The organism is Arthrobacter sp. Ld5, assembly GCF_051172775.1.
Lineage (GTDB): Bacteria > Actinomycetota > Actinomycetes > Actinomycetales > Micrococcaceae > Arthrobacter_D.
In genome coordinates this window covers 65,179-84,788 of the sequence record NZ_JBPKBO010000024.1, presented here as the reverse complement: position 1 = coordinate 84,788, position 19,610 = coordinate 65,179, and the positions used below count along the sequence as shown (strand labels likewise).

Annotated in this window: 24 protein-coding genes; 15 read left to right on the top strand and 9 right to left on the bottom strand. The window is 69.6% G+C overall.

What is annotated here, in order from left to right; all coding sequences use genetic code 11:
- Positions 1-195 precede the first annotated feature (195 nt).
- Positions 196-1,050: a DUF2382 domain-containing protein gene (locus tag ACSGDB_RS13350; RefSeq protein WP_434995329.1), complete on the bottom strand. Its 855-nt coding sequence runs from the start codon at positions 1,048-1,050 to the stop codon at positions 196-198.
- 426 nt (positions 1,051-1,476) lie between these two features.
- Between ACSGDB_RS13350 and ACSGDB_RS13345 the strand changes: the two genes are divergently transcribed.
- Entirely contained in the window at positions 1,477-1,851 is a 375-nt protein-coding gene (locus tag ACSGDB_RS13345; RefSeq protein ID WP_434995328.1) for a hypothetical protein, read from the top strand.
- The gene (locus ACSGDB_RS13340; RefSeq protein WP_434995327.1) at positions 1,838-2,431 is read left to right on the top strand and encodes a cysteine hydrolase family protein; all 594 of its coding nucleotides are present in this window, start codon (positions 1,838-1,840) and stop codon (positions 2,429-2,431) included. Before ACSGDB_RS13345 ends, ACSGDB_RS13340 begins: the two co-directional genes overlap by 14 nt.
- 84 nt (positions 2,432-2,515) lie before the next feature.
- Here ACSGDB_RS13340 and ACSGDB_RS13335 read toward each other — a convergent pair whose 3' ends face one another.
- From ACSGDB_RS13335 to ACSGDB_RS13325, 3 genes are read right to left on the bottom strand one after another with little or no spacing between them, the layout of a single operon-like run.
- A complete protein-coding gene (locus ACSGDB_RS13335) occupies positions 2,516-3,244 on the bottom strand; it encodes a DUF3618 domain-containing protein (protein WP_434995326.1) in 729 nt (242 codons plus the stop codon).
- Positions 3,241-3,693: a phage holin family protein gene (locus ACSGDB_RS13330; RefSeq protein WP_434995325.1), complete on the bottom strand. Its 453-nt coding sequence runs from the start codon at positions 3,691-3,693 to the stop codon at positions 3,241-3,243. Before ACSGDB_RS13330 ends, ACSGDB_RS13335 begins: the two co-directional genes overlap by 4 nt.
- Entirely contained in the window at positions 3,693-4,568 is an 876-nt protein-coding gene (locus ACSGDB_RS13325; RefSeq protein WP_434995324.1) for a hypothetical protein, read from the bottom strand. Before ACSGDB_RS13325 ends, ACSGDB_RS13330 begins: the two co-directional genes overlap by 1 nt.
- A 276-nt stretch (positions 4,569-4,844) precedes the next feature.
- Here ACSGDB_RS13325 and ACSGDB_RS13320 point away from each other — a divergent pair, with 276 nt between their 5' ends.
- The 4 genes from ACSGDB_RS13320 (at position 4,845) to ACSGDB_RS13305 (ending at position 7,712) form a co-directional block, all read left to right on the top strand.
- Complete coding sequence (locus tag ACSGDB_RS13320) at positions 4,845-5,726, top strand: manganese catalase family protein (RefSeq protein ID WP_434995323.1); 882 nt, start codon at positions 4,845-4,847, stop codon at positions 5,724-5,726.
- A gap of 33 nt (positions 5,727-5,759) precedes the next feature.
- On the top strand, positions 5,760-6,221 hold the full coding sequence (locus tag ACSGDB_RS13315; protein ID WP_434995322.1) for a DUF4383 domain-containing protein: 462 nt from the start codon (positions 5,760-5,762) through the stop codon (positions 6,219-6,221).
- A 199-nt stretch (positions 6,222-6,420) separates the two neighbouring features.
- Positions 6,421-7,452: an iron-containing redox enzyme family protein gene (locus ACSGDB_RS13310; RefSeq protein WP_434995321.1), complete on the top strand. Its 1,032-nt coding sequence runs from the start codon at positions 6,421-6,423 to the stop codon at positions 7,450-7,452.
- Complete coding sequence (locus tag ACSGDB_RS13305; RefSeq protein WP_434995319.1) at positions 7,452-7,712, top strand: CDGSH iron-sulfur domain-containing protein; 261 nt, start codon at positions 7,452-7,454, stop codon at positions 7,710-7,712. The genes ACSGDB_RS13310 and ACSGDB_RS13305 overlap by 1 nt, the downstream gene beginning before the upstream one ends.
- A gap of 45 nt (positions 7,713-7,757) precedes the next feature.
- On the opposite strand, the gene ACSGDB_RS13300 is transcribed toward ACSGDB_RS13305, so the two are convergent.
- Both ACSGDB_RS13300 and ACSGDB_RS13295 read right to left on the bottom strand, forming a co-directional pair.
- Positions 7,758-8,063: a MoaD/ThiS family protein gene (locus ACSGDB_RS13300; RefSeq protein ID WP_434995318.1), complete on the bottom strand. Its 306-nt coding sequence runs from the start codon at positions 8,061-8,063 to the stop codon at positions 7,758-7,760.
- Between the two features lie 13 nt (positions 8,064-8,076).
- The gene (locus ACSGDB_RS13295; protein ID WP_434995317.1) at positions 8,077-9,171 is read right to left on the bottom strand and encodes a WD40/YVTN/BNR-like repeat-containing protein; all 1,095 of its coding nucleotides are present in this window, start codon (positions 9,169-9,171) and stop codon (positions 8,077-8,079) included.
- A 200-nt stretch (positions 9,172-9,371) separates the two neighbouring features.
- Here ACSGDB_RS13295 and ACSGDB_RS13290 point away from each other — a divergent pair, with 200 nt between their 5' ends.
- Positions 9,372-9,818, top strand: coding sequence for a hypothetical protein (locus ACSGDB_RS13290; protein ID WP_434995316.1), 447 nt, complete (start codon positions 9,372-9,374; stop codon positions 9,816-9,818).
- A 111-nt stretch (positions 9,819-9,929) separates the two neighbouring features.
- Here ACSGDB_RS13290 and ACSGDB_RS13285 read toward each other — a convergent pair whose 3' ends face one another.
- Together ACSGDB_RS13285 and ACSGDB_RS13280 are read right to left on the bottom strand one after the other, a co-directional pair.
- On the bottom strand, positions 9,930-10,265 hold the full coding sequence (locus ACSGDB_RS13285) for a histone-like nucleoid-structuring protein Lsr2 (RefSeq protein ID WP_434995314.1): 336 nt from the start codon (positions 10,263-10,265) through the stop codon (positions 9,930-9,932).
- 164 nt (positions 10,266-10,429) lie between these two features.
- On the bottom strand, positions 10,430-10,858 hold the full coding sequence (locus ACSGDB_RS13280; RefSeq protein ID WP_434995313.1) for a DUF6325 family protein: 429 nt from the start codon (positions 10,856-10,858) through the stop codon (positions 10,430-10,432).
- 270 nt (positions 10,859-11,128) lie between these two features.
- On the opposite strand from ACSGDB_RS13280, the gene ACSGDB_RS13275 reads away from it, so the two are divergent.
- On the top strand, positions 11,129-13,747 hold the full coding sequence (locus tag ACSGDB_RS13275; RefSeq protein ID WP_434995311.1) for a LuxR C-terminal-related transcriptional regulator: 2,619 nt from the start codon (positions 11,129-11,131) through the stop codon (positions 13,745-13,747).
- A 5-nt stretch (positions 13,748-13,752) separates the two neighbouring features.
- Positions 13,753-14,166 carry an SHOCT domain-containing protein gene (locus ACSGDB_RS13270; RefSeq protein WP_434995310.1) on the top strand — a complete coding sequence of 138 codons (414 nt, stop codon included), beginning with the start codon at positions 13,753-13,755 and terminating at the stop codon, positions 14,164-14,166.
- A gap of 31 nt (positions 14,167-14,197) precedes the next feature.
- Here the strand turns inward: ACSGDB_RS13270 and ACSGDB_RS13265 are convergent, their stop codons facing one another.
- Complete coding sequence (locus ACSGDB_RS13265) at positions 14,198-15,214, bottom strand: sigma-70 family RNA polymerase sigma factor (protein ID WP_434995309.1); 1,017 nt, start codon at positions 15,212-15,214, stop codon at positions 14,198-14,200.
- A gap of 135 nt (positions 15,215-15,349) precedes the next feature.
- Here ACSGDB_RS13265 and ACSGDB_RS13260 point away from each other — a divergent pair, with 135 nt between their 5' ends.
- The 6 genes from ACSGDB_RS13260 to ACSGDB_RS13235 all read left to right on the top strand — a co-directional run bounded on the left by ACSGDB_RS13260 (position 15,350) and on the right by ACSGDB_RS13235 (position 19,589).
- A complete protein-coding gene (locus tag ACSGDB_RS13260) occupies positions 15,350-15,901 on the top strand; it encodes a dihydrofolate reductase family protein (RefSeq protein WP_434995307.1) in 552 nt (183 codons plus the stop codon).
- A 29-nt stretch (positions 15,902-15,930) separates the two neighbouring features.
- Entirely contained in the window at positions 15,931-16,809 is an 879-nt protein-coding gene (locus ACSGDB_RS13255) for a DUF4031 domain-containing protein (RefSeq protein ID WP_434995305.1), read from the top strand.
- A gap of 52 nt (positions 16,810-16,861) precedes the next feature.
- Complete coding sequence (locus ACSGDB_RS13250) at positions 16,862-17,209, top strand: iron chaperone (protein ID WP_434995304.1); 348 nt, start codon at positions 16,862-16,864, stop codon at positions 17,207-17,209.
- A gap of 250 nt (positions 17,210-17,459) precedes the next feature.
- A complete protein-coding gene (locus tag ACSGDB_RS13245) occupies positions 17,460-17,840 on the top strand; it encodes a hypothetical protein (RefSeq protein ID WP_434995303.1) in 381 nt (126 codons plus the stop codon).
- Positions 17,841-18,100: 260 nt separating this feature from the next.
- Positions 18,101-18,793: an ANTAR domain-containing protein gene (locus ACSGDB_RS13240; RefSeq protein WP_434995982.1), complete on the top strand. Its 693-nt coding sequence runs from the start codon at positions 18,101-18,103 to the stop codon at positions 18,791-18,793.
- Between the two features lie 22 nt (positions 18,794-18,815).
- Positions 18,816-19,589, top strand: a complete 774-nt coding sequence (locus ACSGDB_RS13235; protein ID WP_434995302.1) for a GAF domain-containing protein — start codon at positions 18,816-18,818, stop codon at positions 19,587-19,589.
- Positions 19,590-19,610 lie beyond the last annotated feature (21 nt).

The following is a 19,610-nucleotide window of genomic DNA, read 5'->3' as shown; positions in this document are numbered from 1 at the left end:
GGTCATCAGCGGCGGATCCGCCCGTTCCTGCTACGTACTGTGAACAACCATACCCGAAATGCGCAGCATGCTTACTATAATCCCCGCGCTGGGGGCCGATATCACATCCGTCGGCAGCTACGGGAGGCCGGCGGGCACGACCAAATGACAGGAGGACCCGGGGCGGTGCCCCGGGTCCTCCTGGCTCAGCACATGCTAGAGGTTGTTGCCCCGGCGGGTGCCTTCTTCGCCGTCGACGTCGATCTGCTCCTTGCGGACTTCCTCGCTGACGGTCTCGTCGGTGGTGACGGTCTCCTTGTCCAGGCGCACGCGCTCGACGGGGACCGCTTCCTTCTCGACGACGGGGCGCTCGGCGTGGAGGGTCACTTCGTGCTCCTCCTCGCTGATGGCCGGGCCGCCGAGTGCGTCGCCACGGTTGGCGTCCGTGATGGGCTCGCGCTCCACGCGGACTTCCTCGCGGCTGACGGGGACGGTCTTCGTCACGTTCTCGGTGGTGACGTACTTGCGCATGCGGGCACGCCCGGCTTCGCGGCGTTCCGTGCCGACGTGGAGCTGCTCCTCCGACCGCGTCATGGCATCGTCCGTGGTGGGGCCGGAGGTGTCGTGCCCCACGGTTCCACGGGCGTCGTCGTGGTCGGCGTGGCGGCCGCGGGTGTCGGTGTCGACGTCACGGTCGTTCAGGCCTGCGGTGCCCGTCGTGGTGCGGGTCGTGTCGGTGTAGTCGCTCGTGCCGCCGCCGATCTCGTAGTGGCGGTAGAGGCGATCCTCTTCCTCCGGGCTGAGGTTGCCGTCGGACTCGATGCGCGGGGCATCCTTCACCTGGTGCTTGGTGTAGGGGACCCGGACGTCGTGGCCCTCGACGTCGGCACCCTGGAGGGGCACGAAGGACTCGGAGGTGCCGAACAGGCCCGTCTTCGCCGTGACCCAGCTGGGCTCGCCGGTCTGGTCGTCGAGGTAGACCTGACCGATCGAGCCGATCTTCTCCCCGTCCGAACCGAGCACGTTGCCGCCGTTGCCGAGCATGGTGTCGATGTTTTCCTGAGTAATCATTTCCGTCTCCTTCTGAGTAATCTCACTGCGAGGGTATGGATTTCTCGGCTGTACGTTCCACCGGGAGGTTCCACCGGGGGCCAGGGCCCCCGAGACCACCGGCCTCTAGAGTAAGCACACTTAGTACCAAATGGGAAGCAGGCTTAGCGTTCGCGCCGGATCCGCCTGCGCCGTGGGTCGTCCTGTCGGGGGAGTGTGCCGACGCACGGCTTTCCCCGGGGGCGGTCGCTTCCGTATGATGGGCGAAGGTCCAGCCACCGGCCTACACCCTTCGAGTCGACCCCTGCGTGCGATGCGAAGGATCCGCTGCAGTCGTCAGGCTCGAGCGCCGGCAGGCCATTTCTCGACCCCCGATGACCCAGCGTCATCCTCAGCACCCGTCGCCCTGCTGCCGGCCGATTCGCCGAGCCCTGTGAAAGGGTACTCATGCCAGCATCACGTCCCCCCTACATCAATGAGGTCATGGTCGCCGCTGCGGACCTCGAGAACGCCGAATTCGAGCGCGACCGCCTGGTGATCGCCTGCGGCGAAGCCATCCGGCAGGCTCTCGCCACCGGCCTCACCCACGGGGAGATCGGATTGGCCGCCAACCTCACGGAGGTCGAGGTGAGACGCCTCGCGGAGGCTCCCGCCGGCGCCCCCGATGGCCTCGGCGGCCTGCCGTGCCCGCCCGTCGAGATCCAGGAGGCCTCGCTGATCACTCTCGATCCGTCGCTGGCGCACGGGTCGGACCGCAGCGGGGAACGGAAGTTCATCGACCTGACCGCGGACGCGGTCGGGGAGCCGGATGCCGCGATCTGATGCCGTGACCGGTGCGACAGCGAGCCGGGACAGGGCTGCGTTGCTGATCATCGACATGCAGAACGCCTTCTTCGAGGACGAAACCCTCGCAGGGCAGCAGGAGCGTCTCGTGACGGCCTGCAACGACCTGATCGACGCCGCACGCAGCGGACGCTCTCCCGTGATCCTGGTCCGGACCGAGCACCAGCGGGACGGGTCCACCTGGACCCGGTCCATGCTCGACGACGGCGAGGGCTTCATCTTCCACGGCAGCCGGCAGGCCGACTTCGTCGCGGACCTCCACGCGGGAGGGCTCGACGTCGTGACGAAGACCCGCGACAGCGCATTCTTCGGCACCGATCTCGCCGCGCGCCTCCGCAGCGCAGGTGTGGATCACCTCGTCCTCGCGGGGGTGTCGACGCACAGTTGTGTCGCGCAGACAGGAGCGGACGCCTTCGCCCACGACTTCCGGGTGAGCTATGCGCGCGACGCGCTCGGCAGCACGAACGAGCAGTACGCCGACGCGATGCTGGAGATCGTCTCCATGGAGTACCGCCAGCCCGTCCTCGACCGGGGGCAGGCGCGGGCGCTCTTCGCCTGAGGCGCGGGACCCGCCCGGGCGGACAGATGACAGCGGTGGCCATCGGATCGTATCCGATGGCCACCGCTGTCTGCGCGTGGACAGCTAGCGCTGCTGCACGTTCTGCTTGGCGTCCTGGGCGCTGCCCTTGACGTCGCTGGCGGCCTGCTGGCCCTCGCCCTTGACGTCCTTGACGGCATCCTGGCCCTCGTCCTTGACGGTCTGCACGGAATCGGCGGCCGATTCCTTCACCGACTGCACCGCTTCCTGAGCGGGTTCCCGGACCTCCTCGGCAACCTGCTTGGCCGCCTCGGTGACCTTGTCCTTGAGCGGGGCCACCTGCTCCTTGAGCTGCGAGGCCGCCTCCTGCTCCTTCTGGCTGGCAGGGATGAGCGAGCCCACGAGGAGCCCGGCGCCGAAGGCGATCAGGCCCGCCGCGAGGGGGTTGCCCGCGGCCTTGTTCGTGAGCTGGCCGGGTGCTCCCTGAACGGTGTGGCCGGCCTGGTGCAGCCTGTCACGCGCGGAGTCGGCGGCCGAGTGCGCGCTGCCGAGACCGCTGTCGAAGCCGGTGCCCGTCTTGTCCTTGGCGTGCCCGGCCTTGTCCTTGACCGAGTCCGTGACATTCCCGGCAGTGCCGAGCACGGAATCCTTGACGTCTTCGGCTTTACCCATGACGGTCTCCTTCACGTTGCTGAAGCTGTGCTTGACCTTGTCGGTCTGGCGCTGCGCAATGTTCGCCGGGTTCACCTTGTCGGCGATGGCGTCGACGTCGGTCCCCAGTTCGAGACGGGTGCGTTCGATATCTGCGCGGATTTCATCTGGCGTCTGGCTCATCGTGTGTGCTCACCTGGTTTCAGTGTCGACGGGATTTCCTTGACGGTCTCCGCTGTCTGGGGGAGACCCTTGACCTGCTTCATTTCCTTCTTGCCCATCAGTGCCAGCACTGCGGCGATGACGCCCCAGAGGACGGCCACGATCACCGCGGCCCAGCCGAGGGACATGATCTCGCCCAGCCCCCACATGAGGGCCAGTGACAGGAACAGGAGGACGAAGTGGCCACCGACGGCTGCGCCGGCGAACATGCCCGCACCCTTACCGGCGTTCTTCGCCGACTCGGTGGCCTCGGCCTTGGCCAGGGCCACTTCCTGGCGCATGAGCGTGGAGAGGTCCTTCGTCACCTCCCCGAGCAGTTCGCCCACCGATGCGTCGGCGGAGCGCTGCTCGGCCTCGGTCGGCAGGGGTGCGGCGGCCTGGTGGGCGCCGCTCGTGTATGCCTCAGCCATCAGCGCAGACCCCCGTCGTTCGGCAGGGTGCGCACGGGGGGAGTGCCGGGCGCGATGGTCGGGTAGTCGTCCGTCGGGTCGAAGAAGGCCGGGTTGGAGCCGGCGACGTGCTGTCCGCCGGTCGTCTCGCCGAGGCCGGCGGAAGCGGGGGTGCCGCTGTAGGCGTCCGAGTCGACCTGGCTGTATCCGGCGTAGGTGCCCGTCGTGCCGGTACGGGCGGAGGAGAAGTCCTGGCCCCGACCGGTGGTGCCGGCCGAACCGCTGGTGTCCTTGGTCCCGCGGGTCAGACGGCCGACGACGAGGCCGGCGCCCGCCGCGATGGCGAGGAAGGTGCCCGGCTTGCGGCGGGCGTAGGCCTTGACGTCCTCGAGGATGTCCGAGGCGTCGCGGTTCTCGAGCCAGCTCGCGGTCGATCCCGCACGCTGCGATGCCTGCTGCACCAGGCCCGAGACGAAGTGGTTGTCGGACTTGTCAGCCATCGACCGCAGTTCGTCGGAAACGCCACGAATGCCCTCGGTGAGCTTCTGCTGCTGGGTCCCGGCCTGGCTCTTGACCTCGGACGTCACGGTGCCGAGAAGGTTCTTCGCCTGCGCGCCGGCCTCGGCTGCGACGTTCTTCGCTTCCGAGGCGGCGGTCCCGGCAACGTCCTTGGCGTCGGCGGCGGCGGTGCCGGCGACGTTCTTCGCCGCGTCCTTGCCGTCCTGGCCCACCTTCTTGGCCTGGTCCTTCGCTGCGGACTGCTTGGAATCGCCCGAGTGGGTGCCACCGGTGAACTCCGTGGTGCCCAGCTCGTGGGTGCCGAGGTCCGCGGTGGACGACTCGGGCCCGGTGGTGGAGGGAACCAGGGGATCCTGCGGCCAATTCTGCGTAGTCATGGTTGTTCCTAACGTTGATATTGCCCTTACAGCGGATGCTCCATCGTGTTCTCGATGCGATGGTCCGGCGGTTCGTGCTGGACTTGTTCTTGAAGCTAAGCATGCTTAGCTTCAATCCCGCAAGCTCTGTGTCCAGAAATGAGCGGAAAACACAAGTAGGCTTAGCATCGTACTGAACGCGCCGACGCGCCGCTAGCGTCGACACGAGGGGACTTCCAGCGGTCGCTTCCCGAAGGAGCGGGTTCACCCGGAGGCCCCACGCCGAAAGGAGACCCCGTGTTCTTCCACAAGCAGGAACTCCAGTACAAGGCCAGCCCTGACAAGCCCGACGCCGTCTACGCGCGCAAGCTCCAGGAGGTGCTCGGTGGTCAGTACGGTGAGATCACCGTGGCCCTGCAGTACAGCTTCCAGGCCTGGAACGCGCACATCCCGGGCAAGTACCGGGACCTCCTCTTCGGGATCGGGGCGGAGGAGTTCGGCCACGTCGAGATGCTCGCCACGATGATCGCCCAGTTGCTCGAGAAGGCGCCGCTGGGGATCACCGAGGACGCCGTGCAGTCCGACCCGGCGATCGCCGCCGTCGTCGGCGGCACGGACATGCAGCATGCGATCGTCGCCGGCGCCGGGGCGCGGCCGGTGGACAGCATGGGCAACCCCTGGCAGGGCAGCTACGTGACGGCCAGCGGCAATCTCCTCGCGGACTTCACGGCCAACGCGAACGCCGAGATGCAGGGCCGGCTCCAGGTGGCGCGGCTGTACCACATGACCGACGACCACGGGATCCGGGACATGCTCTCCTTCCTCCTCGCCCGCGACACGATGCACCAGAACCAGTGGCTGGCCGCGGCCCGGGAGCTGCAGGAGTCCAGGATGGAGGAGCTCCCTGTGCCGAGCAACTTCCCCCTCAAGAAGGAGGAGCGGAGCGTCTCCTACCAGTACCTGAACTTCTCCGACGGCACGGCGGCCTCGGAGGGCAGCTGGGCCTCCGGTCCCACGCCCGACGGCAAGGGCGAGTTCACCTACCACGACGGCCCCACCACGAGCGCTCCGATGCCACCGGCCACGCACCCCGATGCGCGGTTCTACGGGACCACGGAGATCCCGAACACCGTCGAGAAGATGGCCGGAACCCTGCAGGACGAACTCAACCGCGAATAGACGTTCGCGGTCCACCCAGAGAAAGGCAGTCCCATGACGAACACGAACAACCGCACGGTGGACGCCGGTCGTACCACCCTGCAGCGCGCCGCCCAGGCGGTGGGCGTCGTCTTCCTGCTGGTCGGCATCCTGGGCTTCATCCCGGGGATCACCTCCAACTACAGCAGCATGATGGTCGCCGGACACCAGTCGGAGGCGCTGCTGCTCGGCATCTTCCAGGTGTCCATCCTCCACAACATCGTCCACCTGCTCTTCGGGGTCGCCGGTCTGGCGATGGCGAGGACCGCCTCCGGTGCCCGCACCTACCTGCTGGGCGGCGGCGTCGTCTACGCGATCCTGTGGATCTACGGACTGATCATCGACCAGCAGTCGGCCGCGAACTTCGTGCCGGTGAACAGCGCCGACAACTGGCTGCACTTCGTGCTCGCCGTCGGCATGATCGCCCTCGCGCTGATCCTGAGCCGCGACACCCGGACGAGCGCCAAGCGCGTCTGAGCCGTCCTTCCTCCGGGAGGGACGACACGCCTGAACGGCATGAACGACGACGCCGGATGGGCGGAGCCTCGGGGTTCCGCCCATCCGGCGTCGTCGCATGCCGGCAGGTACCGCGATCCCGTATCGCCGCAGACGCGAAGTATGCTTAGTATCATGCCCCGGACCCTCGGGGTACACCCGACCATCGAAGAGGTCCTCGATGAAACAGCCCTCGCCGCGCGGTGAACTCAGCGCGCTCGTCCTGTCCGTTCTCGCCGGCACCGTGGAGTCCGGGCAGGCCGCCCTCGCCCGGCTCGACGTCCTCGCCGCCGACGCGGTGTCCCGGACACCGGACATCCTCCAGGACGACGACCTCCAACTGTCCCTCTTCTGCCTGTACGAGCTGCACTACAGCGGCATCGACGGGGCGGGTGGCGACTGGGAGTGGGATCCGGACCTCCTGCGGGTCCGCCATCGCCTCGAGGTGGCTTTCGAGGGGAGGGTGAGGGACGTGACCGTCGTGGGAGCCCTCCCCGAGCCCACGAGCGAAGCGGTCTGCGCGGAGCTGTTCCGGATGACCGGTGAGGACGGCGGACCCAGCATGTCCCGCTTCGCGGCCAGGACGGCGACGCAGGACCAGCTGCGTGAGTTCCTCGTGCACAAGTCGATCAGCCAGTTGAGGGAAGCCGATCCGCACACCTTCGCGATCCCTCGCCTGTCCGGCCGTTCGAAGGCCGCGCTCGTGGAGATCCAGGCCGACGAGTACGGCAACGGCCTGCTGTCGCGCATGCATTCGGAGCTCTTCGCCCGGTCGATGCGCGGGGTCGGCCTGGACGACACCTATGGGGCTCACCTGGATGCGGTGCCGGCGATCACGCTGGCGTCCAACAACCTGATGTCGCTGTTCGGGCTCCGCCGCCGGCTCCGGGGTGCCAGCGTGGGACACCTCGCCGCCTACGAGATGACCTCCTCCCAGCCCAACCGCCTGTACGCCCGGGGCTTCAAGCGTCATGGCTACGGCGCCGACGTCACGGAGTACTTCGACGAGCATGTCGAAGCGGATGCCGTCCACGAGCAGGTCGCCGGACGGGACATGGCCGGCGGCCTGGTGGAGTCGGACCCGCGCCTGCTCGAGGACGTCCTGTTCGGGGCTGCCGCCGGCCTGGCGATCGACACCCTCATGACCGTGCACATCATGGACGCCTGGGAAGCGGGACGATCGTCGCTGCGGCCCGTGGCGGTGGCGGCCTGATGGCCGGGGACAGCGCGGCAGAAGCCTCCGAGGCGCGCGCCGACCACCCGCTGAACTCCGGCCCGGCCGCCCCCGTGTCCGTGGTGGCGTGCCCCGACGGTCCGCTGCTCGTCCGGGGCGACTTCACGCTCCTGGGCGCGGACGGGGAGGAACTGCCCCGCACACGGCGCACCGTCGCCCTCTGCCGGTGCGGGGCGTCGGTGCTCAAGCCGTACTGCGACGGCTCCCACAAGCTGATCGGATTCCGCTCCGAGCCGTGAGCCGTCCCGTCCGTTCCCGGACTGCGGCACGGCTGGGCCGGAACCCTAGCCGCCGGCCACGGACTGCATGATCATGACCGTCGCGCCGGCCGGGACGGCAGTGGCGAGGCCGTCCAGCCGGCGTACGTCCTCGCCGTCGACGTAGATGTTCACGTACCGTCTCAACGCGCCGGTCTCCTCGCGGATCCGCTGGTCGAGCAGGGGGCGTCCCTCGCCCAATCCGTCGAGCAGCGACGCCACGTCGCCGCCCTCGGCCACGCTCATGCGGACCGCGCTGCGCCCGTCGACGTAGGGGCGCAGGAGCGTGGGGATGAGGACGATGACGGAGGGCGCGGGGGGCGTCGTCGGCACGGGAACCACACCCTCAGCCGGGCAGGACGGCGGCGCGCACGGAGAGTACGTCCGGCAGATGGCTCGCCACTTCCTGGAAGGTGCGTCCCTCGTCCACGCTCGCGTAGACGGACCCTCCGCGGGTCCCGAAGTAGACGCCGGCCACCTCCGCGGTGTCGACGCAGGCGGCATCGCGCAGCACCGCGTTGTACTCCCTGTCCGGCAGTCCGGCGCCGCTGCCTTCCCAGGTGGCTCCGCCGTCGTCCGTCCGGTGTACCTGCAACCGGCCGTCGGGCGGGATGCGCTCGCCGTCGGCCTTGAGCGGGATGACCCACGCCGTGCCGCTCCGGTGCGGATGCGTGAGCATGACGAAGCCGAAGTCGGCCGGGAGGCCGTCGGCGATGGACTGCCAGGAATCACCGCGGTCGGTGCTCGCATAGACACCGTGGTGGTTCTGGGCGAACAGGCGGTCGGGGTCGACGGCGTCGCGCGCCACCTTGTGCACGCACTGGCCGAACTCAGGGTCGGGATCCGGGAGGAAGTACGCACTGATGCCCTGGTTGCGGGGTTCCCAGGACGCCCCGCCGTCGTCGGACCGGTACACGCCGCCCGTGCTCATCGCGACATGGAGCGTGTCGTCGGCCGGGCTCGGCAGGACGGTGTGCGCGGCCGCGCCGCCGAAGCCGGCCCCCCATTCGCTGCGATGCGGGTGGTCCCACAGGCCGCGGTTGAGAGCGAACGTGGTCCCGTGGTCGGTGGATCTCCAGACCGAGATCGGCTGGCATCCGGCCCACACCACACCGGGGCGGGACTCCGCGTCCGGCTGGATCTGCCAGATCCGCTCGAGGGCGGCACCGTCCTCCTCCCCGAAGCGGATGCCGCCCTCGACGGGTTCGGCCCAGGTCTCGCCGAGGTCGTCGGAGTGGGCGATGCAGGGGCCGAAGTGCCACGACATCCGGCCCGCGAACAGGCGGGTACGTCCACCCCTCGTGTCGATCGCGACGCTCGGGATCTCCTCCATCAGGAACATCGGCCCGGTCAGCGTCCATTGCCGTCGATCCGTGCTCGACGCGAGCCACAGGCCCTTCTTCGTGCCGATGGCGAGGAGCGTCGTTCCTGGTGCTGGCATGGTGTCCCCCGGTGCATGAGAGCGGCCCGACGGACCGCGCGTGTGATGCATGTCACTTGGGACCCTGCCATCGGCCACTCGTTTTGTACAGGGCCGGCTACCTCTTTTGCCGGCACTCCCGGGAACGGGTCGCGGCCCTGTGCCACAGTGGAATGGTGCGGTCGCTGGGGAGCGGATATCACGTCCACCTGGAGGCACCGATGCGTCAGATCGAGCTTGGCGACACCGCGCCGTCGCGGCTGTGCCCCGGTCCCGGGCATTCACCTTCCGCTCATCGACACTGCATCGGGAAGCACTGCGTCGAGGTGAACGACGGACTGCTCCGTCTCTGGTGGGCGCCGGACTCGCGCGTCACGCTCGCCGACGTCCTGGCTGCGTATGAGGGGATCCGCCGCCTGTCCGACGGATACGTCCTGCCGCTGGCCGTATATCTGCAAGGGATGGGCGGGATCGCGCCGGCCGCCCGGATGATCATTCTCGAATGTTCCCTGACGTCGCGCACGGCCTTTGTCGGCACAGGTCCGGTGGACCGGGTCATCGCCGCATTCCTGGAGCACGCGCGGTCGGAGACCCACTATTTCGAAAACGCCTCCGAGGCCGAGGCCTGGGCCCGTGGCCTATCCTCCGGGACGCGAATGTCGGGTTAGTCGCGGTCTTTCCCGGCACCGGGAGGAACGGCGCAACCCGCGTAGCGGAGTCCGCCACGAGAAATGCACCCCGGGCGTGCCGGCCGGCAGCACCCGGGGTGCGAGATCACCTCAGTGGCTCTCGTTGTAAGCGTCGATGATCGACTGCGTGATCCGCCCCCGCGAACTGGGATTGAACCCGTTCTCCTGCGCCCACTTGCGGATCTGCTGTGTGTCCTCGCGCTTCGAGCGGGAGGATGCCGATTTCTGGCCGGTGGATTGCTGCCTGCCGGAGGAGGCCTTGCGACCCTTGTCCACGTAGGTGGACAAAGCAGAGCGCAGCGATTCCGCATTCTGTGTCGTGAGATCGATCTCGTAATCCATGCCGTCCAGGGCGAAGCGCACAGTCTCCTGTGCTTCTTCACCGCTGAGGTCGTCGACCAATTGCACCTGTACCCGCTGGGCCATCATTTTCTCCTGTGTCGTCCGAAGTCCAGATAATCAGCCCCATTGTCTCGACTATAACCCGGCAGCGGCTGCGGGCGGAAGAAATTCCGACATTCCCAATTCGGACGTTATTGCACGAAAGTCAATTTCGACCCGCGGGCGTCGGTGTGCTATTCACGGGCTGGTCAGGTGGCTGCGGCGCCGTCGGCCCTGAACGCCCGGACCACCGCGTCGTGCGGCACGCGCTCGTGGAGGCGGGTGACACCGCCTTCGTCCTGGATGCGTTCGGACAGTCGACGGGCCCAGCGGTGCTCGAGGACGAGCAGCAGGCCCACCTCCCCGTTGTCGACGGAGCCGGCCGCGAGGGCGACGTCCCGGTCGCTGAGCAGGGTCAGCGGCGACGGGTGGGCCAGCAGGTTCTGCAGAGGGGCGGGGAGACCCTCGTCGACGTCCGCGAAGGACACGGTGCCGTCGGTCGCGCGGGCGATCATCACGATGTCGATCAGGGCCACAGCGCCGCTGTCGAGGGCTTCGTGCAGTGCGTCCACCGCCCAGAGGCTGCCGTCGAGGGTCGGCGCCGAGAAAACCAGGACGTCCACGGGGCCTATTCTCATGACTCCCCTCCCCGCCCGGCCGTCTCCTGTTCGTCCCTGCACCCGCTCCTGCACCCGCCGCTACTGCAGCTGATGCAATCCTCCGCCGGCTCCGACCGCGGATCGTCACCCGGGTGGGGTGACCGACCGGCAGGCCGGGGGACTTTGGACTCAGGCCGAAATCCTCGCGGGGGTGAACCCTTGGAGGTGGGCGCCCTCCGGTCGACTTTGCCTCACCCTGCTGCACGGGCGAGTCCGCGACAGGATTACCGCGCCGGAGAGGTGGCACGCATGAACATCATCATCAGGGCCAAGACGAGCGTCCCCGGGGCCGGTGTGCACGAGCTGGACCGCCCCAGGCTGATTGCAGGTCTCGACGCGTTCAGGGATGCCGGGTGCCGCGCCCTCACCATCGGCGCCGCCGCGGGGTCGGGGAAGACGACCCTTGCCGCTCAATGGGCACGGAAGCGGGTGGCTTCCGGGGATCACGTCGCATGGGTCTCCCTCGATCCCTCCGACGACATTCCGGAGCGTTTCTGGGGCCTCGTGACCGAAGCACTCGAACCCTCCGGCGGTCCGACGCGGGGCCACTGGACCTCACCCCCGCCGACGTCACCCGTTGCGCGGATCGGCTGGCTCGAAGCCGTCCTGGACCACGCGGGCGCGGAAGCCGTGAATTCCGTGCTGGTCCTCGACAATTGCGAGTACCTGCGCGACCCCGGGCTGCTCCTCGAGCTGGACTACGCGGTCCGGCGTGCGCCGCAGGGGTTCACCGTGGTCCTCTCCGGCCGCCAACTGCCGGAGCTGCCCTCGTTCTACCGGCTGGACCTCGACGGCGCCCTGGGGCGGGTCGCGCAGGAGGAGCTGATGCTGCAGCGGCGCGAGATCACGCGGTTGTTCGCCCCCGCGTGCCCCGACGTGGGCCTGCTTCTCGACGCGACCGAGGGGTGGCCCGCCGCCGTCGCCCTCGCCCAGGCGATGGGAGGTGACGACACCCCGGCTGCCGCCGTCACGCAGGAGCCTGCCTACCTTGACCGGCTGTGCGGGCAGCTGTTCCCGTCCTTCCCGGAGGAGGTCCGCACCGCACTCTCCGTCATGGCGCTGATCGAACCCTGCACCGTGGACGACCTGTGCAGCGCGCTTGCGAGTACGGACGCACCGCGCCTGTTCGACGCCGCGGTCCGGACCTCCGGACTCGTCGTGCCCGTGGCCCCCGGGTCCTTCCGGCTGCATCGGCTGTTGTCCCGCTGGCTCCTGGGCGGGGGATCGGACGCGGCCGCGATCGACCGCCCGCTCGTGCACGCCCGGATGGCGCGGCGTCGCCTCCGTCAGGCGCGGCACGCGGAGGCGCTCGCCCATGCTGGAAGGGCCGGTGACGCCGGACTGCTGCGTGACGTCGCCACCGTCTCGGGCCTGCACCTGTTGTGGAGTAACGACCTCGCGGCCCTGGGCTCCGTCCTGGATGACCTGATCACCGTCGAATCGGTGGAGCTCGGACTGCTCGGCGGCCTCCTGTCCCTCGCCAAGGGCGATCCGGGGGGCGCCCGGCTCGCGCTCGAACACGTCGACCAGGTGGATCAGCAGGGCGACCTCACCGCACCGTTCAGTGCGCTGCGCACCGGGCTCGAGGCGCACCTGATGGTGGCGCGGGGGCGCCCGGAGGACGCTGTCGAGCACCTGCGAGGGGTGCGCGTGACGGATCTGGCACCCGATGTCGGGCTCTTCGTGTCGAATGCCCTCTCGGGCGCGCTGATCGCAGCGGCCCGCCTGGACGAAGCAGCCGACGCCTCGCGGACGTGCGTCGCGACCGCCGATGAGCGGGACAACCCGGGTGCACGGCTGGACGCCCTGATCAACCGTGCGGCACTCGCCGCGGCGATGGAGGACTTCACGCCCGCGGCCCGCGATGCCCGGTCCGCCGTCCGGATGGGGGAGCAGCAGGGGCTGCGCTACAGTCCGCGGCTCCGGTCGGCCCACCTCGTCATTGCCTGGAGCGCGTACCATCGGCTCGACGACATCACCGCGCGCTTCCACAACGCCTTCGTGTTCAGTGCGGCACCGACCCCGCCGATGGTTGCGCACTCCGCCGCGAAGCTCCGGCTCATGCTGTCCTTCGCCTCGTCGGCGAAACCGGTCGAGGTGGCCGCGGCGCTGCTGGACAGGATCCGCTTCGACCTGGCACACGGCGCGCTGCCGCAGGACCTGGCCGTGTGCTCGCTGCAGGTCGCCGAGATGATGCTGTCCCTGCGCCGGGTGGACGACCTCGCGATGCTCAAGGTGGATCTGCGCAGATTCCAGGGCATCAGCGGGGAGTTGCAGGTCATCTCCGTCTGGGAGCACCTGCTCGCGGGACAGCTGAACCGCTCGCGGCAGCTGCTGACCCCCGTGACCTCCGAGTACGTGAAGTGCCAGAGCAAGGTCGGGATGACGGCCGCCCTCGCGATGCTCGCGCGGTTGGAGCTGCTCGAGAACCGTCCGTTCAAGGCCAGGGAGGCGCTGGACCGCGCCCTCGCCCTGGCCGCCGAGCGGGGGTCGGTGCGGGGACTCCGCTTCGCCGGCGAGAGTGTGCGGGCCGCGCTCGAAAGGGACCGGCACCATTACCCCCGCTTCGCGCGGGAGGTGGACCTGGTCGTCAACCAGCGGCGTCGGCCTGTCCAGGAGATCGCCGGCCCACCCCTCACCCCGCGGGAGATCGAACTCGTGGCGCTCCTGCCGACCTTCGCGACCGTCGACGAACTGGCGCTGGATCTGCAGATCTCCACGAATACGGTCAAGACGCACCTCCGCGGCATCTATCGCAAGCTGGGGGTCGGGACGCGGCGGGAAGCCATCGCGGCGGCCGACAAGCTCGGACTCCTGGCGCCCACGCCCGCACCGCTGCGCGTCCTGCGCAGTGCATTGGCACGTTGATCACCGTGGACCCCAACCTCTGGGACATCATGTGGGCGGTCTTCGCCGCGGCCGTCTTCGCCGCCTACATGGCCTTCCTCGTCATCGTCCTCATCGACATGTTCAGGAACGAGTCGCTCTCCGGCTGGTCACGCACCGCCTGGGTGGTCCTGCTGGTCCTCCTCCCGTTCCTGGGATCGCTCGCCTACCTGTTCGCCCACGGCCAGACGATGGCGTTGCGCAACGCCCGGGGCTACCGGCCCGATCCGGGCACCACGGGCGCAGCCCACGATCCGACGGCGCAGGTCGCCTCCGCGAACGAGCTGCTGCGCCAGGGTGCCATCACGCAGGAGGAATACGAGCACCTGAAGCGGCACTCCCTCCGGGAGGCATCCGGGACATTCCCGACCGATGCCCCACCCGGCCCGCAGGGCGGCTGATCGCTGCGGGAGACGGCGGTTCGACCGCGTCCTACTCCTCGGCGGACGGACGCTCGTCGATGACGGCGGGCAGGCCGAAGGCCTCGAACAGCTCCGGGTAGAGGAAGTTGTGGTGGCCGATGATGCGCTCTCCGTCGGTCTCGATGACCTGGATGGCCCACGGCTTCCACAGGCCGGGCTCCACGACATGGTAGTTGGCGAACCCGCCGGCACCGTTGACGCCCAGCGGGATCAGGCGCCCACCCCTGCAGACGCTGCCCTCGCCGACGAACCAGGCGCGGACGTCCGCCGGCCCGGACAGCCAGAGGGGGAACGGAGGCATGGACAGGACGACGTCGTCCCGCAGCAGCGAGACGAGCAGGTCCATGTCGTAGGCCTCGAAGGCCCTCAGGTACCGGGCGAGCAGGAGCTTGTGCGCAGGGTCTTCGAGGGGCATGCGCGGTGCGGGTGCCCGGTCGGCCATCGTCCTGCGCGCACGCTGGAGGGCGCTGTTGACGGACGCCGGCGTGACCTCGAGCAGTGCCGCGACCTCGGCCGCCGACCAGCGCAGCACCTCGCACAGGATCAGGGCGCTGCGCTGGAGAGGCGGAAGGTGCTGCAGGGCCGCCACGAACGCCAGGCGCACGGTGTCGCGGACCTCGGCGACGGCGGCGGGGTCGCCCGAGGTGTCGATCACCCGCTCGTCGGGGATCGGCTGCACGAAGACGCCCTCGGCGAGGGGAGCGCCCAGCACGGCGTCGGCGGTGCGCGTCGACGGGCCCAGGTCCATGGGCCGGGCGCGGCGCTGGGGGCTGCGGAGCATGTCGACGCAGACGTTGTGGGCGATCCGGAAGAGCCACGTGCGCAGCGTGGACCGACCGCCGAAGGCATCCTTGCGGGACCAGGCCTTGAGCATGGTCTCCTGCACCGCGTCCTCGGCCTCGGAGGCCGCCCCGAGCATCCGGTAGCAGTACCCGGTCAGTTCCCGGCGCGATGCCTCCAGGAGCTGCTCGAACGGCGCTGTCCCGGAGGCTGCGTCCTGCACGGGAGGGGAGGTGGACGGCTGCATGCCCCGAGCCTAGCCACGGCTACCCGCGACCGGGAGGGACGAGCCGGAAATTCTTTCCGCGGTCGATGACTCCGGGCCGGCCGCACCGTCTACCGTGAGACCACGTCCCGGCGAATCCCCCACCAGGAGCACCTCATGCGCAGACTCACGGCAGGCCTCTTCTCCTCCGTCGACGGGGTGGTCGAAGCCCCCCACCTGTGGCAGTTCGACAGCTTCGACCCGGAACTGGGTGCCGGCATGAACACGATGATCGAGCGGGTGGACACCGTCCTGCTGGGCCGGCAGGGCTACCAGGAGTGGGCCGAGTACTGGCCTCGGGTGGACGCCGCCGATCCGTTCGGCAGCTTCATCACGCCGGTACGGAAGTTCGTGGCGTCGCGCACCCTCGACGGTGAACTCGGCTGGACGAACGCGTCCCTCATGACCGCGCCCCTCGAGGAGTTCGTCGCCGACCTGAAGGGGACCGAGGGAGGGGACATCGCCGTCTGCGCCAGTGTCTCCCTCGTCCGGCAGCTCCTGTTCGCCGGGCTGCTCGACTCGCTGATGCTCATGATCCATCCCGTGGTCGCCGGTGCGGGCCGCCGCCTGTTCGAGCCGGGGGACCCCGTCACCCGGCTCGAGCTGCAGGAGACGGCGGTCACGAGCAGGGGCAACATCGTGGCCTCCTACGGCCTCCGCAGCGCCTGAGCCGCAGGGACGCACCTAGACTTCTGGTCATGGCCGTCCTGATCGATCCTCCGACCTGGCCCGCGCACGGAACCGTGTGCTCCCATCTGGTCTCGACGTCGTCACTCGAGGAACTCCATGCCTTCGCGGCGGCGGCAGGCATCCCGCGCCGCGCCTTCGACGAGGATCACTACGACGTCCCGGCCAGGCGGTACCGCGACCTCGTCGCGCAGGGTGCGCAGGAGGTCGCCGGGGCGGACCTGGTGCGCGCGCTGCTCGCCAGCGGCCTCAGGGTCCCGGCCCGACGGCGGGCGCCCAAGCTGCGCGCGGCGTTGATGAGCCGCTGGGAGACGCTCCTGCCGGAGACTCCGGGTCTCGGCGGGGAGCTGCTCGACCGCTGGGCCGAGGCGCACCGCGAGTACCACACCCCCGCCCACCTGCTGGCGGTCCTCGAGGCCCTGGACCTGCTGCTGGATCCTGCCGACGAATCCCTGCGCGGCGTCGTGCTCCTCGCGGCCTGGTTCCACGACGCCGTGTACGCGGGCAGTGCCGGCGCCGACGAGCGTGCGTCCGCGTCCCTCGCCGCGCGGCGCCTGCGCGGCATCGTGCCCGACGGCGCCGTCCGGGACGTCGAGCGCCTGGTCCTCCTGACGGCGACACACGACCCGGTGCAGGACGACCGCGCCGGCCACCTCCTGTGCGACGCCGATCTCGCGGTGCTCGCCGGCGCCCCGGAGGACTACGCCCGCTACGCTGCCGCCATCCGCGCCGAATACCGGCATCTACCCCGGGACGTTTTCACCGACGGGCGGCGTGCCGTCCTCCAGCGCCTCCTGACGCTCGAGCCCCTGTACCGGACGGCGAGGGCCCGGTCGGAGTGGACGGGGCGGGCGCGCGCGAACCTGGAGCAGGAGCTCGGGTCACTCTGACCCCGAGCCATGGGCCCTGGTCCGGCCCGGGCCGGACCCCTACGATCGCCGCATGGGATCCGTGGAGGACGCACTCGCCGCGCTGGACGCTCCGGTCCGGGAGTGCCTGTGCGCCGTGGTCGCGACAGCCCGGAGTGCCCGGCCGGACGCCGTCGACGGCGTGAGCTACGGTCTGCCCGCCCTCATCCTCGCCGGGAAGCCCCTGCTCGCCGTCGCCGCCACAGCCCGGCATCTCGCGCTGTACCCGTTCTCCCCGACGGTGATCGACGCCGTGGCGCCGCGGCTCGACGGCTTCTCCCGGTCGCGGGGCACCGTCCGCTTCACGGTCGATCATCCGCTCCCGGAGGAGCTGGTCCGGGACATCGTGCTCCTGCGCGGCCGCGAGATCGAGGGCTCGTAGCAGCGCACCGAGCCGGGGCGCAACCCCACCCCGGCGGAGGGAGACCGCTTTTCCGGCCGCGCATCCGATGCCACCATGAATGGATCGAGGATGACCGGCACCGCACGCCGGCCCCGTCCAGGCGGCCAGGAAGCCGGCCGCGCGGGAGCCTCGTCCCATCGCCGTCCCGGCGGTGGCCGATCGGCTTCCAGCCTCCGTCCGGGCCACCCGAAGGAATCTGCCAATGCAAGGTCTGCACACCCATACCGCGATGAGACACGCTGATCTCCCCCTGTTTCTGGTCTTCGACCACTTCCAGAACCTGGGCGGCGCCGTCGACCCTCTCGAGGTCGAGGGCTACCTCCACGGGCTGATGACGCTGCCCCCGGGCGATCGCGACGCGGTGACGCAGGCCGTGAACGAACTGCTCGACGATCTCGAGGCGACGGGCCACCGGGTCTGCTGCCGTGCGCCCTACGGTGCCGTCGACGGCGACGCCCTGATGCGCGCCGCGCTCGCCTACCCGTCGTGCAGGGTCCCCGCGCGCGGCCGGTGGCGACGGCCGCTCACCACGCCGGGCCGCCCCGCCGCGTCGGGTGGACGCCGGCCTCAGGGGCTGTCGTCGCTGCCGCCCCTGCGTCGGGACCGCTGACGCCCACCACAGAGTGATGTCGGCATCACGAGGACAGCGGTGTTCGGGGCTCCCCGTCGGTGCAGGTACGCCCGGGCGCGCGCCCCTGCCGTGACGGCGCCCGAACCGATCTTCTGTGGGTACTATTCTCTTGGTCGTTTAGCAGCAGGCGGCTTTCCACCTTCCCCGTGCCCGGCATCACGCGTGCCCGACAGGGGGTTGATGCAAAGGTTTGCCTGTTGGTCGGTTATCAGAAAGACAACGCTCCCGGAGTGCCGGGCATGCTGCAGGACATGGTCCTGGACAGCGACGACGTCGAGGAGTTCCTGACGAAACTCGTCACCGTCGCCGGTCGCAGCCTCTCGGCCGACGACGAGGTCCTGTGCGGCGTCACCCTGCTGCGGGCCCGCACAAAGACCACCGTCGCGAGCAACGGCCCGGCAGCCCAGAAGCTGGATGAGGTCCAGTACGAGTACGACGACGGTCCCTGCCTGCGCGCCGCACGCGAGGGCTCCGTGCAATACGTGTGCGATTTCCAGGCCGACGAACGCTTCCCGGAGTACAGCCGGGCGATCGCCGGGTACGGGATCCGGTCGGCTCTGGGCGTGCCCATCCCGCTCGAGGGCGCTGCGACGGCGGCCCTCAACTTCTACTCGCCGCTGGTCGACGCCTTCACGGAGGAATCCATCGCCGCCGCGTGCGCCTTCGCGGAGGAGGTCTCCACCTCGCTCCGTCTCGCGGTGCGCATCGCCGAACTGACCCAGTCCACCGCCGACATGCGCGCCGCGATGCAGAGCCGCACCACGATCGACCTCGCCGTCGGCGTGATCATGGGCCAGAACCGGTGTTCCCAGGATGCTGCCATGTCCATTCTCAAGGCGGCCTCCAGCGCCCGGAACATCAAGCTGCGCGACGTCGCCGCGTCGGTCCTGCAATCCCTGGGTCAGGGGCCGGCGAAGCTGCATTTCCAGTAGGCGGAGGGACCGGGGGGCGACCATGACCGAGCGGGCACTCATCAACGACGCGATGCGGCGATCCGGTCTGTCCACCGCCGAGGTGTGGATCCAGTACTTCGCGCTGGGCGGGTCGCTGTCGCAACTCGAGGTGGAGGCTTACGTCGAGGGTCGCATCGATCTCCCTCCGCTCGAACGGGAGATCCTCGCCGAGGCCGCGCAGGAGGGCCTGTGCCTCGATCCGCCGAGGGCCGACCCCCGGCGGGACGACGCCACCCCGTCCTTCATCCGGGCCCTGGGCGCGGCCGGCGCCGTCTTCCTCGAGGCCGAGGCGGCGGAGCGCGGGCGCCTCGATGCGCTGGAGCAACTGCACCTCCTCGACACCCCCGCCGAGGAGCGGTTCGATGCCATCGTGCGCCGGGCGGCGGACCGCTTCGGGTGCGAGATCGCGACCCTGGCCCTCATCGCGCAGCACCGCCAGTTCATCAAGTCGGCGGTGGGCGGGGCGCACCAGGACCTCGATCGGACGCAGGTGTTCTGCAACGCGACCATCCGGTCGACGGGCGCGCTCGTCCTGACCGACACCCTCGAGGACGAGCGCTTCCGGAGCCACCCCTTCGTCGCCGGCGCACCGCACATCCGCTTCTACGCCGGCTACCCCCTGCGGGGGCCGGGAGGCTGGCTGGTCGGGACGATCTGCGTCATGTCCCTCTCGTCCCGCCCGTTCACCGAGTCGGACCACCGGGACCTCGAGGCCCTCGCGCAGGAGATGCAGCACGAGGTGTATCCGGGCTGGAAGGCCTGGAATCTCCTCTGAGCCCGGGACAGCGGGCCGGCG

Bases quoted from the DNA above. Each gene is read 5' to 3' on its own strand.
- ACSGDB_RS13350 (WP_434995329.1), bottom strand. From the start codon at position 1,050: ATGATTACTCAGGAAAACATCGACACCATGCTCGGCAACGGCGGCAAC.
- ACSGDB_RS13345 (WP_434995328.1), top strand. From the start codon at position 1,477: ATGCCAGCATCACGTCCCCCCTACATCAATGAGGTCATGGTCGCCGCT.
- ACSGDB_RS13340 (WP_434995327.1), top strand. From the start codon at position 1,838: ATGCCGCGATCTGATGCCGTGACCGGTGCGACAGCGAGCCGGGACAGG.
- ACSGDB_RS13335 (WP_434995326.1), bottom strand. From the start codon at position 3,244: ATGAGCCAGACGCCAGATGAAATCCGCGCAGATATCGAACGCACCCGT.
- ACSGDB_RS13330 (WP_434995325.1), bottom strand. From the start codon at position 3,693: ATGGCTGAGGCATACACGAGCGGCGCCCACCAGGCCGCCGCACCCCTG.
- ACSGDB_RS13325 (WP_434995324.1), bottom strand. From the start codon at position 4,568: ATGACTACGCAGAATTGGCCGCAGGATCCCCTGGTTCCCTCCACCACC.
- ACSGDB_RS13315 (WP_434995322.1), top strand. From the start codon at position 5,760: ATGACGAACACGAACAACCGCACGGTGGACGCCGGTCGTACCACCCTG.
- ACSGDB_RS13310 (WP_434995321.1), top strand. From the start codon at position 6,421: ATGAAACAGCCCTCGCCGCGCGGTGAACTCAGCGCGCTCGTCCTGTCC.
- ACSGDB_RS13305 (WP_434995319.1), top strand. From the start codon at position 7,452: ATGGCCGGGGACAGCGCGGCAGAAGCCTCCGAGGCGCGCGCCGACCAC.
- ACSGDB_RS13295 (WP_434995317.1), bottom strand. From the start codon at position 9,171: ATGCCAGCACCAGGAACGACGCTCCTCGCCATCGGCACGAAGAAGGGC.
- ACSGDB_RS13290 (WP_434995316.1), top strand. From the start codon at position 9,372: ATGCGTCAGATCGAGCTTGGCGACACCGCGCCGTCGCGGCTGTGCCCC.
- ACSGDB_RS13285 (WP_434995314.1), bottom strand. From the start codon at position 10,265: ATGGCCCAGCGGGTACAGGTGCAATTGGTCGACGACCTCAGCGGTGAA.
- ACSGDB_RS13280 (WP_434995313.1), bottom strand. From the start codon at position 10,858: ATGAGAATAGGCCCCGTGGACGTCCTGGTTTTCTCGGCGCCGACCCTC.
- ACSGDB_RS13275 (WP_434995311.1), top strand. From the start codon at position 11,129: ATGAACATCATCATCAGGGCCAAGACGAGCGTCCCCGGGGCCGGTGTG.
- ACSGDB_RS13265 (WP_434995309.1), bottom strand. From the start codon at position 15,214: ATGCAGCCGTCCACCTCCCCTCCCGTGCAGGACGCAGCCTCCGGGACA.
- ACSGDB_RS13260 (WP_434995307.1), top strand. From the start codon at position 15,350: ATGCGCAGACTCACGGCAGGCCTCTTCTCCTCCGTCGACGGGGTGGTC.
- ACSGDB_RS13255 (WP_434995305.1), top strand. From the start codon at position 15,931: ATGGCCGTCCTGATCGATCCTCCGACCTGGCCCGCGCACGGAACCGTG.
- ACSGDB_RS13250 (WP_434995304.1), top strand. From the start codon at position 16,862: ATGGGATCCGTGGAGGACGCACTCGCCGCGCTGGACGCTCCGGTCCGG.
- ACSGDB_RS13245 (WP_434995303.1), top strand. From the start codon at position 17,460: ATGAGACACGCTGATCTCCCCCTGTTTCTGGTCTTCGACCACTTCCAG.
- ACSGDB_RS13240 (WP_434995982.1), top strand. From the start codon at position 18,101: ATGCTGCAGGACATGGTCCTGGACAGCGACGACGTCGAGGAGTTCCTG.
- ACSGDB_RS13235 (WP_434995302.1), top strand. From the start codon at position 18,816: ATGACCGAGCGGGCACTCATCAACGACGCGATGCGGCGATCCGGTCTG.